Here is a 15,144-nt window from a genome sequence, read left to right as displayed (position 1 = left end):
CTCATCTTTGTCTTGGTCTGTGTGAGATCTCGAATTTCCTTAATCGAACAGACTAGTTCGTCTGATTAAGGGGGCAAGGCGACCACGGCGTGAGCCTTGACACGGTTACTGGGCGTTCTAATCGGACGTACTAGTCTGTCCGGCATGTCGACCCGGGTGCGCAAGACCAACACTGAGCAGAAGATCCTCGACGCCGCTGCCGAACTGTTCCACCGGCACGGCCTACGCGGCGTAGGCATCGACCAGGTCATCGCCGAGTCCGGCGTCGCGAAGTCCACGCTCTACGTGCACTTCCGCACCAAAGAAGACCTCATCGCGGCCTACATCCGCAGAACGGACGACTCCTGGATGAGCCAACTGCAGGCCGCTGCCCAGCGAGCCGGCGACTCGCCCCGCGAGCAACTCGTCGGACTGTTCGACGCGCTGCTGGACGCCTTCGCCCGGCACGGCTTCTTCGGCTGTCCATTCATCAGCGTGGCCGTCGAGGCCAGTGCCGACACCGAGGCCCACGCCAACGCGGTCAGTCATACCCGCCGCCGCCAGGAGTGGCTGCGCGAACTGTGCCGGGGCGCGGCGGCCGACGATCCGGACGCTCTCGCCGAACAACTCGACCTGCTCATCGACGGAGCCCTCGCCTCGGGTCGGCTCCTCCAGGAGCGCCACGTCGTCGACTCGGCCAAGGCGGCCGCCCGCAGCCTCGTCGACTGCCACACCAAGGCGAGCTGACCGCACTCATGAACACAGCCAGCCAGCGCGCCTGTGCGGTGGCCATCCTGGTCTTCGGCTGAACAGGCCGACGTTCATCCCACCGCGCCCGTCGAGTGCACGACCTTCCCGCCGACCACGGTCAGCTCGGACGAGATCGTGGGGATCTTTTCGGATGGCACGGTCAGGTAGTCCTCGCTCAGGACTGCGAAGTCCGCCCTGGCACCGGGATTCAGGTGGCCCCGGTCCCGTTCCTCGAAGCTCAGCCACGCGCTGCCGGCGGTGTACGCCTCCAGTGCGCGCTCCCGGCTGAACAGCTGTGGGCCGGACCGTCGTGGTTCGCCGTCAAGCGAGGTACCGGAGACGAGCCACCACAGGGAAAGCCAAGGGCTGTAGGACGAAGCGCGGCTTGCGTCGGTGCCTGCGGCCACCGGGATGCCCTCCGCCAGGACGTCAGCGACCGGTGGGACGGCCGTCATCGACCCTGGCCCCCACGCCGCCTCCGATGCCGATGCCTTGAACACCTGACGATCGTCGAGCACGATCCCGGCGCCCAATGCCTTCAGCCGCCGCAGGTTCCGGCTGCTGATCCGATCCGCGTGGGACAGGGTGAACCGGAGTCCGGTCAACGGGATCAGCCGGTGGACTGCCTCCCAGCAGTCGACGATCACATCGATCGAGGAATCCAGGACAGCGTGGATGTTCATCGGCCAGCTACGCGCCGCAGTCGCATAGCTGATGTCGTACAGCTGGGCCGCGGCCTCCTCACCGATGCGAAAGTCTTCCAGACCTTCGAAATCATGGCATCCGAAGTGGACCACTTCCCCGATGCCGAGGACCTGCAGCATCTCGTCGCCGAACCGCGTCTGCGCGTGCCGCAGCCAGTCGCCGAGCTGCGCGTGTTCCTGTCCTGGATCGACCGCGGACAGGAACAGCCGCATCCGCATGGACAGCTCGTGATCGCGCCAGAGCGCGAACAGCGGGTCGTACCGCTCGGGACTCATGCCGAAGCCGCCCGGGTCGACGATTCCCGTCAGACCGCTGGCGTGCAGGTCCGCGAACATCGCCGCGGTGGACCGCAGTTGCTCGTCCGGTGTGGGCGGCGCGATGGCGGCGAGGCAGTGGCTGAACGCGCCCATACCGCGCACCCGGCCGGTCGGCTCACCGGCAACCGGATCGCGCTCGACCCAACCGCCCGGCGGGTTCCCGGACAACTTGTCAAGACCGGTCGCCCTGAGCGCGGCCGAGTTGAGCACCGCGACCTCGTACAGAGCCTGCAGGTACACGGGATGGTCCGGGGCAACCGCGTCCAGCTCGGCCCGGGTAGGCTCCCGGGATTCGGCGAACTGGCACGGGTGCCAGCCGCCGATCGCGCGGATCCACTCGCCGGGCGGGCGGTCCCGGGCAACTGCCTCGACGGTGGCGAGCGCGCTCGCCACGTCCGGCACTCCCGTCCAATGCAGCTCCGTCGCCCAGGTGGCACCAGCGCGGGTAGCGTGCATGTGCCCGTCGATGAGGCCTGGGATCATCCGCCGACCTCCCAGGTCCACCACTCGGCTGCCGCGCCCCGCGAGCTCCTGCGCATCCTCACCGCACGCGAGCACCCGGCCGTCGCGAACGGCGAGCGCGGTGACCTCGCGCCCGCGGGCCGCCCAGATCCGACCGTTGACGTAGACCTCGTCGGCGGCGCTCTTCGTCGAGTCAGCCACGTGACCTTCTTTCTACAAGGACCAGTTCTTCAGCAGCCCGTCCCGCGAGGAACGCACGCGCTCCCGCAGTGCCGACAGGTCGTGCCGGAGCATCCTGCCGCCGCCCTTCACCTGCTCTCCCGCGACGAACACGGCCTCCACGTTCTGGCTGTCCGCCAGGGTGACAGCCGCGGGCAGGTGGTTGACGAGAAACAAGTTCGGCAGCTCGACGTCGAGCAGGATCAGGTCGGCCTGCTTGCCCGGTGTCAGCGAGCCGATCCGATCGTCGAGTCCGAGCGTGCGCGCCCCTTCGATCGTCGCCATCCGGACCACGTCCTCGGTGGTGATCGTCAACTCGGGCAGGCTCTCCCCACGGCCGAGGGCCAAGTGGTTCTGCCATCCCCGTTCGGCCTCGAGTGTTCCCCGCATCTCGGCGAACAGGCTGCCGCCAACGCCGGAAACGACGTCCACGCTCAGGCTGGGCTCCAGACCCGCCGCCCGCAGCCGTCCGGTCGCCGGGTAGCCGTGTCCCATCTGCATCTCCACTCGGGGGGAGATCGAGACATGACCGCCGGAGTCGGCGATCATCCGGAACTCCTCGTCCGTGCAGGTGTTGCAGTGGACGTAGATCAGATCCGGCCCCAGCAGCCCGCGCCGGTGGAGCTCGCTGACCGAACGCGCCTGTCCCAGCAACCCCACCCCGACGTGGGTCGACACGCGGACGTCCAGTTCACGCGCCAGCACCAGATCCACCAGCGCTTCCTCGATCGGCCCGAACTCCGGTCCCAGACTGGCGAGCGCGAACGTCAGCAACGAGTCTCGCGCGGAGAAGTAGCGCTCGGCGACCCGGACGACGTCGGAGCGGTACCAGTGCGCCTGCGGCGACCAGGGATTGCCGTAGCCGAACACCGCGCGTATCCCCGAGTCGGCCAGCCCGCGCACCGCCTCGTCGGCATGCTCGGGCGTGCGAATGATGTGCGACCAGTCCATGATCGTGGTGATGCCGGCGTCCAGCGCCTCGATCGCACCGAGCAGATCGGCGACGTACACGTCCTCCGGAGCGAATTGCGGCCCGAGCTGGAGCAGCATGTGCTCGACGTACTGCCCGAGCGTCCAGTCGGCGGCGATTTGGCGGACCGCGGCCTGCCACAGGTGACGGTGCGTGTCGACCAGCCCCGGCAGCACGATCCGGTTGGTAGCGTCGACGAGCCGGGCGTCGCTCACCGCGATCTCGGGTGCCACGGCGCGGATCACGCCGTCCTCGATCAGCACGTCGCCCTTGGGCAAGGTGCCGATCTCGGGGTCGACGCTGAAAACGATGCCGCCGGAAATAAGGGTTCTCGTCGTCATAGCGCTCACCACTCGACCGCGATGTGGTCGGACTCGGTCGGTTGCCGCAGGCCGGGAGTCGGGTTCGTGCCGGACGGCGCATTTTGGACGGTGCCGAGCCCGCGCCCCGCTTCTCCCGAGTGCCAGCGGAAGAACTCGGCCACGTAGGCGATTTCTCCGCGGGCGTCCGCGAGCGACTTGCCGTTTTCCAGGCGGTGCGAGCCGTTGACGCAGTCGTCGCTGCGCAGCGAGCCGACTGCGCCGCCGTCTTGGCCAATGCTCGAATGCGCCGGACCAGGTACGAGCCCCTGCCCCGCCAGTTCGAGCGCGTGCTCCTCGAACATCCGGATCCACAGCGCCTGCCCCAGCAGCAGGTCCGGATCCGCGGTATCCCGGTCCTCGGCCGACGCGGCAAGCTCCGCCCAGGGGGCGGCGGCAGCCAGGTTCTGACGGGTGGGCATCAACGCTCCTCGAAGAAGATCTTCACCAAATGGATCCATCTGGCAGCATAGTCCCGTACTATGCGTGCCTGAAGCGCCAAAAGCAAGATAATTGGATCCATTGGAGATGCGATGTCGACGCGCGACGACCACGGCAGCTGGATGCGCGAGCACCTCGACGTGGACGACCGGACCGGCTCGACTGACAACCGCACATGTCCGTGCTGGTGAACCAAGCGCCCTGGTTCGCGCGCTGGCACGGCCAAGAGCATCGCCGCGCTGGCCGCGATTCCGCCGCACCACCGACTGCATCGGCTGCTCGTTCCGGCGTCATATCTGGGCTGCTGCGCGGGATTCGTCGATCAGGCCGCGGCAAGGCCGAAGCTCGCCACGCCAAGGAGGACGATCATGACTGAGCCGGTCGGCATCATCGGCACGGGAGCCATGGGCTCGCGCTTCGCCCGGCGGCTAGCCGCACTGGGACACCCGGTCCACGCCTGGAACCGCACGCAGGCGCGGGTGGAGGCCCTGCGAGGCACGGGCATCGTCCCCGAGTCAACCCCTCGCGCAGTGGCCGAGCAGTCCGAACTGCTGGTGTGCATGGTGTGGGATTCCGCGGCGCTCAGAACAGTGGCGCAGGGCTCCGATGGGTTCCTCGCCGGGCTGACCCCGCGTCACGTGGTGGCCGACGCCAGCACCGTGGAGCCCGAGGTGAGCGCCGAGATCGCCGCCATCGTGGGCGACACCGGGGCGGCCATGCTCGATACCCCGGTGTCCGGCAGCCTCGACGCCGCCGAGAGCGGCCGCCTGATGATCATGGCGAGCGGGAACAAGAGCGCTTTCGACCGCGCGCGCCCGGTGCTGGACGCACTGGCACGGTCGGTGCAGCACGTCAACGAGGTCAACGGCAGCGCACTCGCGCTGAAACTGGCGATCAACCTGCAGGTGGCCATTCAGGAGGTGGCGTGGGGCGAAGGGCTCGCCCTCGCCGGCGCGTTCGGCATCGACCGCGCCCAGGCCACGCGAGTGATGCTCGACAGCGTCATCGCCTCGCCAATGCTGCACTACCGCGCGCCGTTCGTCCTCGACCCACCGGACGAGGTGTGGGCGAGCGCGGCTCAGCTGCTCAAGGACGTGTCGTACGCGGTCGATCGCAGCGAGGGGCGGGCGGTCGTCGGCCGCCGCGCTCGCGATCTCCTGGCAGGGATCTGCACCAGCGGTCGCGCGGACCGCGAGGCCGCGGAACTGATCATCGCCGCCGCGGACGGCGAACAGCAGGACGGAGCGGCGCGATGAAGGCAGCCGTGTTGCACGGGCCACACGATCTGCGGCTCGAAGAGGTACCCGACCCGCCGGACCCGAGTCCGGACGAAGTCACCATCGCGGTACACCGGTGCGGGCTTTGCGGCACCGACGCGCATGAATACGCGCGCGGCGGCCCGATGACCCCGCTGCACGACCCGCACCCCTGGTCCGGCCATGTCGGACCCACGATCATCGGGCACGAGTTCATGGGCACCGTGGCGCGGGCGGGCAGCGCGGCGGGCTTCGGCGAAGGTGACCGGGTCGTGGCGGGCGCCGGGCGCTGGTGCGGCAACTGCCCGGCCTGCCATACCGGGCGGACGAACCTCTGCCATCGCTACTTCACCTACGGCCTGAACACCCACGGCGGGATGGCCGAATACGTCACGGTGCCCGCGGCCATGTGCGTGCGGCTGCCGGACAGCTGCCCGGACGACAACGCCGTGCTGGCCCAGCCCGTCTCGATCGCGATGCACGCGCTCGACCGGGCTCGCGTGCCCGACCGCGGCGAAGTGCTCGTCATCGGTGCCGGTGGAGTCGGCGCACTGCTGGTGGCCGCCGCCGCGGATCGCGGGCTCACGGTCCACGCGGCCGACCTCGACCCAGCACGGCTGGCTGCCGCGCGACGCCTCGGCGCGGCCACGACCCAGCTGGTGGACTCCCAGGCCGGGACGACGCTGTTGAGCGGGCTGGACACCGTCTTCGAGACCTCGGGGGCGGCCTCGGGCCTGCGGCTCGCGCTCCAGGCCACGACTCCTGGCGGACGGATAGTCGCGGTAGGGCTGCCCAACCGCCCCGCCGAATTCAACGTGCGCGCCGCCGTGGTGTCCGAAAAGGACATTCTTTCCTCCAGCGCCCACGTCTGCCGACGTGACCTGCCGAAGGCGGTCGACCTGCTGGCCCGGCACGATCTCCGCGCGGAGATCGTCGCCCGAGTGCTGCCGCTGGACCAAGTCCACAACGGACTGGAGGGTACCGGCAAGACCGTGATCGACATTCTGGAAGGGAAAAATGATGACACAACGGCGTCTCATCAACAACGGCACAGTCGTGTCGATGGATCCGGCGATCGGTGACCTGACCATCGGCGACGTTCTCGTCGAGGGCGACAAAATCCAAGCCGTGGCACCGGATCTCGGAGCGGTTGACGCCGACGTCGTCGACGCCACCGGCTGCATCGTCCTGCCGGGCCTGATCGATACCCATCGGCACACGTGGCAGGCGTTCCTGCGCGGCATCGCGGCGGACTGGACGCTCGGCCAGTACATGACTGGACTTCACCTCGGGCTGAGCGGCTTCTTCACCGCGGAAGACACCTACGCGGGGAACTTCGTCGGCGCGGTCGAAGCCCTCGACAGCGGCATCACGACGCTGCTCGACTGGTCGCACAACGTCAACACACCCGAACACAGCGACGCGGCCGTGCAGGCACTCGCCGATTCCGGCATCAGAGCCGTGTTCGCCCACGGCGGCGGCGCGGACATGTACCAGGTGCCCAGCGACATGCCGCACGACCAGGACGTGCGCCGCGTGCGCGAGGAGTACTTCTCCTCCGACGACAACCTCGTGACCATGGCGATGGCCTTGCGCGGCCCGCAGTTCGCCACCCTGGACGTCACCGAGTCCGATCTGGCGCTCGCGCGCGAACTCGAACTGCCGGTCACCCTGCACGCCGGTGACGGCGAATGGGGCCGCACCGGGCCGATCCGCCAACTGGCCACCCGGAACCTGCTCGGGCCCGACATCACCTACGTGCACTGCAACACCCTCGGCGATGACGAGCTGCGGCTCATCGCCGACTCGGGAGGCACCGCCTCGATCGCGCCCGACATCGAAATGCAGATGGGACACGGCTGGCCCGCCACGGGGCGGCTGCTGGCCGTGGGGATCCGCCCCAGCCTGTCGATCGACACGTGCGTCTCCAACGGCGGGCACCTGTGGGGCACCATGCGGGTCACCCTCGCCACGCAGCGCGCGATCGACAACTCCGAACCGGGCGCCAGCGACCGTCCCGCCGTCTCGCTCGGTTCGCGGGACGTGCTGTCGTTCGCCACCATCGACGGTGCACGCGTGCTCGGGCTCGAGCACAAAGCGGGTTCGCTGACTCCGGGCAAGCAGGCCGACATCCTGCTCGTCCGCAGCGACACCCTTTCTCTTGCGCCGCTGAACAATCCGGTCGGCCAGCTCGTCTACGCGGCGCATCCCGGTCTGGTCGACACGATCCTGGTCGCCGGTGAAGTCGTGAAGCGCCGCGGAATCCTCGTCGGCGACGTCGCCAAACGGGCATGCCAGTTGGCCGCCGAGCACCGGGACGCGTTGTTCGACCGAGCCGCGCGAAGCCAGCGACTCGCCGACGCCCGGGTCGGCGGCGGGTGGCAGCCCGCTCCGCTCGCAGCCGGGACCTGAGAACGAAGGAGAAAAGACAATGGGAATCGCCACCTACGGCAGCACCAACGTCGACTGGGAGGCGCGCATCGACATGGACCGGCTGCGCACCGAGCGGCTGGCCCGGTTGCGGGAACACCTCGAACGGTCCGAGTTCGGGGCGCTGCTGGCGTTCGACTTCTACAACATCCGCTACATGACCGCGACCCACATCGGCACCTGGGGCATCGACAAGATGGTCCGGTTCGCGCTGCTCATGCGCGGCGCCGAACCCATCGTGTGGGACTTCGGCTCCGCGGCGAAGCACCACCAGCTCTACAACCCCTGGCTCACCGACGAAGACGGCACGTCGCGCTCCAGGGCCGGGATCTCGACCCTGCGTGGCGCGATCCATCCCGGTGCCGGGCGGGCGGAGTCGGTGGCGGAGAAGGTCGCCGAGGAGCTGCGGGCCCGCGGGTTGGAGAACGAACCCCTCGGCGTCGACTTCATCGAGCTGCCCGTGCACCGGGCCCTGCTCGCCGAAGGGATCGACGTCCAGGACGGCCAGCAGGTCTTCCTCGAAGCGCGCCGCGTCAAGACCCACGACGAGATCTCCTTGCTCACCCACGCGTGCGGTCTCGCCGACATGGCCTACGAGGAGTTGTACCGGGCGCTGAAACCGGGCATGAAGGAGAACGAAACCGTCGGCCTGGTGTCGAAACTGTTGTACGACAACGGTTCGGAGTTCGTCTCGGGCATCAACGCGATCTCAGGTGAGCGCTGCAACCCCCACCCGCACCTGTACTCCGACCGCATGATGCGCCCCGGCGACCCCGCCTACTTCGACATCGTGCACACCTACCTGGGCTACCAGACCTGCTACTACCGCACGTTCGCCGTCGGCAGTGCCTCCCCCGCAATGCGCGACGCCTACAAACGGGCGCGCGAGATCATGGACATCTCGCTCGCCGCGGTCAAACCCGGCGTCACCACCGCCGACATCGTGTCGCTCTGGCCGAAGGCGCAGGATTTCGGCTTCGACAACGAGGAAGCGGCCTTCGCGCTCCAGTACGGCCACGGGGTCGGCATCTCAGTGTGGGAAAAGCCGATCTTCTCCCGCCTCACCTCGATCGACAACCCCGAAGTCATCGAAGAAGGCAACGTGTTCGCGCTCGAAACCTACTGGCCTGCCAAGGACGGCTGGTCCGCCGCCCGCATCGAAGAGGAACTGGTGGTCACCGCCGACGGTTGCGAGGTCATCACCCGGTTCCCCGCCGAGGAGCTGCTCGTGGCCGGGCAACGCTACTTCGCCGCGACCGGTCCACTGCCAGCCGTCCGCGAGTCCCAGTCCCACCTCAACACGCCCGAGGGCCGGAACGGAGCCCGTTCGTGACCACCCGGACCGAGTACCGGATGCGGATCGGCGACATGTGGGTCGAAGCGGCCGACGGCCGACGGTTCGAAACCACCAACCCCTTCACCGGCCAAGCCTGGGCGAGTGTGCCTGACGCCGGGCCGGAGGACGTCGACCGCGCCGTCGAGGCGGCCACCGCCGCGATGACAGGCGAGTGGGGCCAGGCCACCGGCTTCGAACGCGCCCGCCTCATGCGCAAGCTCGCCGACGTCGTCGAGCGTGACGCGGAAGAACTCGCCGTGCTCGAAAGCACCGACAACGGCAAGCTCATCCGCGAAACCTCCGGGCAGGCACGGGCGCTCCCCGACTGGTTGCGCTACTTCGCCGGGATCGCCGACAAGCTGCAGGGCGAGGTCATCCCCGCGCAGAACCCGGACTTCCTCATCTACACGCGGCACGAACCGGTCGGCGTGGTCGGGGCGATCGTGCCCTGGAACTCACCGCTGTCGCTGCTGATGTGGAAGCTCGCCCCGCTGCTGGCCGCTGGCTGCGCACTCGTGGTCAAACCGTCGGAATACACCCCCGTCACGGCACTCGAACTGGCCAGGCGAGCCGAGGAAGCGGGCCTGCCACCCGGGGTGCTCAACGTGGTGACCGGACAGAGCAACGAACTCGGCCGTGCCCTTGTCGCCCACCCCGGAGTGCGGCAGGTCGCGTTCACGGGATCCCCAGGCGTGGGCATCAAAGTCGCTCAGGGCGCCGCCGCACACCTGGCCAGGACCACATTGGAGCTGGGCGGCAAGTCCGCACAGGTCGTCTTCCCGGACGCCGACCTCGAAGCCGCCGTCAACGGCATCATCGCCGGAATCTTCGCTGCCTCCGGCCAAACCTGCGTCGCCGGGTCCCGGCTCGTGGTGCACGCGGATGTGGAGGAAGCACTGTTGGAACGCCTGGTGGCACGCGCACGCACCATCGCACTCGGCGATCCGCTCGATCCCAGCAGCGAGATGGGACCACTCGCCAACGAGAGCCAACTGAAGACCGTCACCGGCTTCGTCGAGCGTGCCATCGCAGACGGCGCCCGGGTCGCGCACGGCGGCGGGGCCCCGGCGTTGGGCGGGCTCTTCTACCAGCCCACCATCGTCACCGACGTGCGGCCGGACATGGAGATCGCGCAGGAGGAGATCTTCGGCCCGGTGCTGTCCGTCCTGCGCTTCCGCACCGAGGACGAAGCGATCCGCATCGCCAACGCCACGCGCTACGGACTCGGCGCGGGCGTGTGGACCAACGACGTCCGCAAAGCCCACCGCGTGGCCCACCAACTGCGCGCGGGCAACGTGTGGATCAACGCCTACCGGATGGTCGCGCCGAACGTACCGTTCGGCGGCAACGGCCACAGCGGCTGGGGCCGGGAAAGCGGCATCGACGCGGTGCGCGAATACACCGACACCAAAGCCGTGTGGGTCGACCTGGCCGGCAACACGCGGGATCCGTTCAGGCTCAACTGATCCCGAACGGACAGCACGGCGACGGGGCCAGCACGGCTCCACCGATGTCGGGTGCGCAGCATGCGCATCGACCGGCACCAGGTGAGGTTGTCCAAGTCGTGGAAGGTGCTTGCAGTACACGAACGGTCTTACGCGCTGGGGTCATGTGGGGTCGCCCGTGTTGGTGCGCGTGTTTTGCTTGTGCCAGTACATGTTCCGGTCGGCGTCGTGGAGCAGTACCTCTGGTGGCGTTGCGGGGTCTGTGGTGGTGGCCAATCCGACGCTGCCGCGGATCTTCAGCCGCCATTGGCCGATTTCACGCTCGGCTCTCAGTCGTTGGGCAATGTGGTCGCGGAAGTGCTCTGCTGCTTGGGCATCGGTGGCGAGTCGGACGATGGCGAATTCGTCGCCGCCGATGCGGGCGACGGTATCAGCGGGGCGTGCGACGCCCAGCAGTTCGTCTGCTGCGGCGAGGATGACGTGATCACCGGCTGCGTGGCCGTAGGTGTCGTTGATAGGTTTGAGTTCGTCGAGATCGATGACGAGCACCGCCACAGCGCCTTCCTGGCCGTCGAGCTGTGCGAGTTCGTGTTGGAGGCGGTTTCTGAACAGGGTGCGATTCGCCAAGCCGGTCAACGGGTCGTGCAGGGCGAGGTGCTCCAGGTGGGTGTTCGAGCTGAACTGGTCGTCGAGTTTTTCGCAGTAGCTGACCAGGCATGCGGGCTGGCCGTCGGTTGTGGGGATGACGCTCGACCTGATCAGCACCCAGACGGGGTGGCCATCCTTGTGGCGATAGCGCTTCTTCAGAGTTGCTGTTTTCTTCCGCCCGCTGACCAGGTCGTCGAGCACCGCGGCGCTGCTTTCCACGTCATCGGCGTAAGTGATGTCGGCGGGCCGCATCGACAGCATCTCCTGCCTGCTGTAGCCGAGCAGATCGCACCACGCGTCGTTGACGTCGATCCAGCGTCCGGCCAAGTCCAGCAGCGCCGCTCCGATGGGTGCGTGGGTGAAAGCGCGTTCCCAGATCGGGTCGGTCGCCGAACGATCGCTGGATTCCACGCCGTGTCGGCGCCGACCGATGCGGTTAGGAATCATCGCACCACATCTCGCCCGCTGCCGTGGCCTCCTGGTGCCCTTGCGCGCCTCGCTGCTCCGGCGCGGCGGCCAAGCTGGCGCGGCAGGTTCGGATGATCTGTCGGGTCGCTGACGTCTCGGGGCACCGTTGGCAACGGATGCAGGTCACCGAGACCGAACCGGTCAGCTCGTCTACCGCGACACTCGCCTCGGCTTCGCAACTGGGGCACCAACGGTGCCCGGTGACGATGATGATGTGGGACGGGGAGCTTATGCACTCATGCGCCCATCGGCGATGGAAGTGGCACGTGAGGCGTTCGTGAGGTGAAAGGGTCTCGTGTTCCTCCGCAGCGTCTTCAGCGACGAGCCAATCGGCGAGTCGGCGATCGCCCAGATACGCGTAATGATCACTTACCCGCCGCACATCCAGGGGCTCAGGCTGAGCCCGCTGAGGACTTTCCGTCAGGTGATCGACAGCGGCTGACCGTCCGGGACTGGATTGCAGGATCATGATGTCAACTTCGGGTTGCACGGACTAACTCGGGTAACTCCAAGTCTCTTGCCCAACCCCAAGCCACACCTTCGTGGTACTACCTAGGCCGATACGCATTTCTTAGCGCACGCCGACCAGCCTCCGCCGCCTACGTCACAACCGTCACTGCGGCAGCTCCAAACTCTTGTGTTCCAGACGTATCCAGTACCGCGATGCCGAAATGGAGTGGGCTGACCCCGGCGGAGACATGACAGTGCGCCTGCCCACTGCCGCCTCCGTCAGGTACTGCACGAGCGCATCAACCGAGGTGAGTTCCTCCCAGGTGCCAAGCTGCCGTCCGAAAACGACCTCGCACAGTCCTGCGGCGTCAACCGGCTCACGATGCGGCGCGGATTTTCAGCCGCATCCGCCAACGACGAAGCCCGACATCAAGTGAGCATGTCGACAGTCCCCGGGAAGCTAGCATGGGGGTTGGCACAGGCGGTGTGTGGTGAGACATGATGTCGAGCCAACAGCTAGGCAACCTTCCGGCTGAGGTGACCACCTTCATCGGTCGTCGCGGGGCAACGGCCGACGCCAAGCGTGCGCTGTCGACATCGCGATTGGTGACCTTGACCGGTGTTGGTGGGATCGGCAAGTCGCGGTTGGCACTGCACATCGCGCGGGAGTTGCGGCGGGCGTTCGCCGACGGTGTGTGGCTGGTGGAATTGGCCACGCTGCGGGATTCTTCGCTGCTGGGGGACACGGTCGCGACAGCGCTGGGCCTGAGTGACCTGTCGAATCGTGATCCGGAAACCGTGCTGGCCAGCTACCTGGCTGATAAGCAGCTGCTGCTGGTGCTGGACAACTGCGACCACCTGTTGGACGGCTCAGCACACCTGACGGCCAGGCTGTTGCGAGCCGCGGCGGGACTGCGGGTGTTGGCGACCAGTCGGGAGCCCATGGGGATCACCGGGGAGTACGTCCGGCCGGTACCCCCGCTGTCCCTGCCAGCCCCGGACGCGTCCTCGGCGGGCAATGATTCCTGGGCGCGCCGGTATGAGGCGCTGATGTTGTTCGAGCAGCGGGCGGCGGCCGTGGTGCCCGGGTTCACCCTCAGCGCCGACAACGAGATCGCGGTGGCCCGGTTGTGCCGGCGGCTGGACGGGTTGCCACTGGCGATCGAGCTGGCCGCTGTCCAGCTGCGAGCTCTGACGGTCACCGACATCCTGGCGCATTTGGAGGATCGCTTCCGGCTGCTCGCGGGTGGCGACCATGCTGCGCTATCCCGTCACCAGACACTTCGGGCCGCGGTGGAGTGGAGCTTTGACCTGTGCACGCAGCTGGAACGCACGTTGTGGGCCCGACTGTCGGTGTTCGCGGACGAGTTCGACCTGTCCGCCGCCGAGCACGTGTGCACGGGCGAGGGCCTGCTCGCCGACGACGTGTTCACCGGGATCGTCGGCCTGGTGGACAAATCCCTGTTGACCAAGTGCGAGGGTGCTTCGGTCGCCCGTTACCGGATGCTGGAGACGATCCGCCAGTACGGCCGGGAGGAGCTGGGGGGCGAGAAGGAGGTCGTGGTCCGTCGTCGGCATCGGGACTACTACCTGCGCCTGGCCGAAGAGTCCGATGCCGAGTCGTGCGGGCCGCACCAGAAGGACTGGGGCGACCGCCTGCACGCCGAGCGGACCAACTTCTGGGCCGCACTGGAGTACTGCTTGAGCTCTCCCGGCGAAGAGAGGACAGGGCTTCGGCTTGCCGCCGCGCTGTGGTTCTACTGGGTGGCCTGCGGTTTCGTCCGCGACGGCAGGCAATGGCTGGACCGGGCGCTGGCGGCGGACACCGAACCGACGGTGCAGCGGGCCAGAGCACTGTGGATCACCGGTTGGATCGCTTGCCTGCAGGGCGACAACGCCGCTAGTTTGCAGCGGCTGCGCGAGGCCATGGTCGTGGCGGATTCCGTCCATGACGACACGGAGCTGACCTACGCGATCCAGTTCCTCGGCGACGCCGAGAAGTGGGCGGGCAACCTGCCGCGTGCAGTGGAACTCCTGGACGATGCCCTGTCTCGCTACGAGAAGCGCACCACGTGGACGGCACCGGCACTGCTCGTGTTCACCCAGCGGGCCCAGGCCGCCGGCCTGCTCGGCGACGTAGAGCTGGCCGTGGAACTACGCGACAAGTGCCACGCGATCTGCGCGAAGCTGGGCGAGCGCTGGGTGCTGTCGTGGACGGAGTGGAACCTCAGCGTCACATGGTGGGCGGCGGGCGACCTGGCACGCGCGGCCGCGCGTGCCAGGAACTCACTGCGCCTCAAGCGGGAGCTGAACGATCGGCTGGGCATCCCATTCTGCGTGGAGGTGCTGGCCTGGACGGCCGTGGCCGACGGCGAATACGAGCACGCGGCCGTGCTCCTCAGCGCTGTGACCCGGATGTGGAACCTGATCGGAAGCCCGCTGGTGGGGCTGGACACCCTGCTCGGCTGGAGTGCGGCGGCCAACGAGCAGGCCAAGAACGCCCTCGGTGCGGCAAGCTACGACGCCGCTACCCGGTTGGGCGCCGAGCTGTGCGCCAACGACGTCATCGCCCGCGCGCTCGGGGAAATGGGCGCCCCGGCGGAAGCCGCCGCACCGCGGGTGCCCTCGACGCAACTGGTGTTGACCAAGCGGGAACAGGAGGTCGCAGCGCTGGTCGCCCAGGGAATGTCCAACAAGGACATCGCGGCCACCCTGGTGATCTCCCAGCGCACCGCGGAAGCCCACGTCGAACACATCCTCGCCAAGCTTGGCTTCACTTCCCGCGCCCAAATCGCGACCTGGATCGCCGGGCAGCAGCACGGCTGACAAGACGACCGACGCCGCCAACACCGCAGCAATCCTCAGCTCGCGGGCGGTTTCCCGTTGACCACCGCGGCGGACGGCGGGTG

Annotated in this window: 12 protein-coding genes; 8 read left to right on the top strand and 4 right to left on the bottom strand. The window is 67.9% G+C overall.

Features of this window, described 5'->3' with window-relative positions:
• Positions 1-144 precede the first annotated feature (144 nt).
• Positions 145-726: a TetR/AcrR family transcriptional regulator gene (locus MOQ72_RS33475; protein ID WP_242189771.1), complete on the top strand. Its 582-nt coding sequence runs from the start codon at positions 145-147 to the stop codon at positions 724-726.
• Positions 727-800: 74 nt separating this feature from the next.
• On the opposite strand, the gene MOQ72_RS33470 is transcribed toward MOQ72_RS33475, so the two are convergent.
• Genes MOQ72_RS33470 through MOQ72_RS33460 form a run of 3 tightly spaced genes read right to left on the bottom strand, consistent with a single transcriptional unit; the run spans position 801 to position 4,183 of the window.
• The gene (locus tag MOQ72_RS33470; RefSeq protein WP_242189770.1) at positions 801-2,414 is read right to left on the bottom strand and encodes an amidohydrolase; all 1,614 of its coding nucleotides are present in this window, start codon (positions 2,412-2,414) and stop codon (positions 801-803) included.
• Positions 2,415-2,426: 12 nt separating this feature from the next.
• On the bottom strand, positions 2,427-3,743 hold the full coding sequence (locus tag MOQ72_RS33465) for an amidohydrolase family protein (protein WP_242189769.1): 1,317 nt from the start codon (positions 3,741-3,743) through the stop codon (positions 2,427-2,429).
• A 5-nt stretch (positions 3,744-3,748) separates the two neighbouring features.
• Entirely contained in the window at positions 3,749-4,183 is a 435-nt protein-coding gene (locus MOQ72_RS33460; protein ID WP_308198025.1) for a hypothetical protein, read from the bottom strand.
• A gap of 249 nt (positions 4,184-4,432) precedes the next feature.
• Between MOQ72_RS33460 and MOQ72_RS33455 the strand changes: the two genes are divergently transcribed.
• From MOQ72_RS33455 to MOQ72_RS33435, 5 genes are read left to right on the top strand one after another with little or no spacing between them, the layout of a single operon-like run.
• Positions 4,433-5,458 carry an NAD(P)-dependent oxidoreductase gene (locus MOQ72_RS33455; protein ID WP_308198026.1) on the top strand — a complete coding sequence of 342 codons (1,026 nt, stop codon included), beginning with the start codon at positions 4,433-4,435 and terminating at the stop codon, positions 5,456-5,458.
• Positions 5,455-6,540, top strand: coding sequence for a zinc-dependent alcohol dehydrogenase (locus tag MOQ72_RS33450; protein WP_242189767.1), 1,086 nt, complete (start codon positions 5,455-5,457; stop codon positions 6,538-6,540). Before MOQ72_RS33455 ends, MOQ72_RS33450 begins: the two co-directional genes overlap by 4 nt.
• Positions 6,521-7,870 carry an amidohydrolase family protein gene (locus MOQ72_RS33445; RefSeq protein WP_242189766.1) on the top strand — a complete coding sequence of 450 codons (1,350 nt, stop codon included), beginning with the start codon at positions 6,521-6,523 and terminating at the stop codon, positions 7,868-7,870. The genes MOQ72_RS33450 and MOQ72_RS33445 overlap by 20 nt, the downstream gene beginning before the upstream one ends.
• Before the next feature lie 19 nt (positions 7,871-7,889).
• Positions 7,890-9,221, top strand: a complete 1,332-nt coding sequence (locus tag MOQ72_RS33440; RefSeq protein WP_242189765.1) for a M24 family metallopeptidase — start codon at positions 7,890-7,892, stop codon at positions 9,219-9,221.
• Complete coding sequence (locus MOQ72_RS33435) at positions 9,218-10,690, top strand: aldehyde dehydrogenase (protein ID WP_242189764.1); 1,473 nt, start codon at positions 9,218-9,220, stop codon at positions 10,688-10,690. Before MOQ72_RS33440 ends, MOQ72_RS33435 begins: the two co-directional genes overlap by 4 nt.
• A gap of 141 nt (positions 10,691-10,831) precedes the next feature.
• Here the strand turns inward: MOQ72_RS33435 and MOQ72_RS33430 are convergent, their stop codons facing one another.
• Entirely contained in the window at positions 10,832-11,764 is a 933-nt protein-coding gene (locus MOQ72_RS33430; RefSeq protein WP_242189763.1) for a GGDEF domain-containing protein, read from the bottom strand.
• A 757-nt stretch (positions 11,765-12,521) separates the two neighbouring features.
• Here MOQ72_RS33430 and MOQ72_RS44790 point away from each other — a divergent pair.
• Both MOQ72_RS44790 and MOQ72_RS33425 read left to right on the top strand, forming a co-directional pair.
• Positions 12,522-12,737 (top strand): GntR family transcriptional regulator, encoded by a 216-nt coding sequence (locus MOQ72_RS44790; protein ID WP_277955078.1) that lies wholly within the window; start codon positions 12,522-12,524, stop codon positions 12,735-12,737.
• Positions 12,737-15,061, top strand: coding sequence for a LuxR C-terminal-related transcriptional regulator (locus tag MOQ72_RS33425; RefSeq protein ID WP_242189762.1), 2,325 nt, complete (start codon positions 12,737-12,739; stop codon positions 15,059-15,061). Before MOQ72_RS44790 ends, MOQ72_RS33425 begins: the two co-directional genes overlap by 1 nt.
• The last annotated feature ends 83 nt before the right edge of the window (positions 15,062-15,144 follow it).

This window comes from Saccharopolyspora soli (genome assembly GCF_022678645.1).
GTDB classification, from domain to species: domain Bacteria; phylum Actinomycetota; class Actinomycetes; order Mycobacteriales; family Pseudonocardiaceae; genus Saccharopolyspora; species Saccharopolyspora soli.
Note: the sequence above shows the minus strand (reverse complement) of the source record. Positions and strands in the feature narration are given on the sequence as shown.

Bases quoted from the DNA above. Each gene is read 5' to 3' on its own strand.
- MOQ72_RS33425 (WP_242189762.1), top strand. From the start codon at position 12,737: ATGTCGAGCCAACAGCTAGGCAACCTTCCGGCTGAGGTGACCACCTTC.
- MOQ72_RS33450 (WP_242189767.1), top strand. From the start codon at position 5,455: ATGAAGGCAGCCGTGTTGCACGGGCCACACGATCTGCGGCTCGAAGAG.
- MOQ72_RS33440 (WP_242189765.1), top strand. From the start codon at position 7,890: ATGGGAATCGCCACCTACGGCAGCACCAACGTCGACTGGGAGGCGCGC.
- MOQ72_RS33430 (WP_242189763.1), bottom strand. From the start codon at position 11,764: ATGATTCCTAACCGCATCGGTCGGCGCCGACACGGCGTGGAATCCAGC.
- MOQ72_RS33445 (WP_242189766.1), top strand. From the start codon at position 6,521: ATGGATCCGGCGATCGGTGACCTGACCATCGGCGACGTTCTCGTCGAG.
- MOQ72_RS33475 (WP_242189771.1), top strand. From the start codon at position 145: ATGTCGACCCGGGTGCGCAAGACCAACACTGAGCAGAAGATCCTCGAC.
- MOQ72_RS33460 (WP_308198025.1), bottom strand. From the start codon at position 4,183: ATGCCCACCCGTCAGAACCTGGCTGCCGCCGCCCCCTGGGCGGAGCTT.
- MOQ72_RS33465 (WP_242189769.1), bottom strand. From the start codon at position 3,743: ATGACGACGAGAACCCTTATTTCCGGCGGCATCGTTTTCAGCGTCGAC.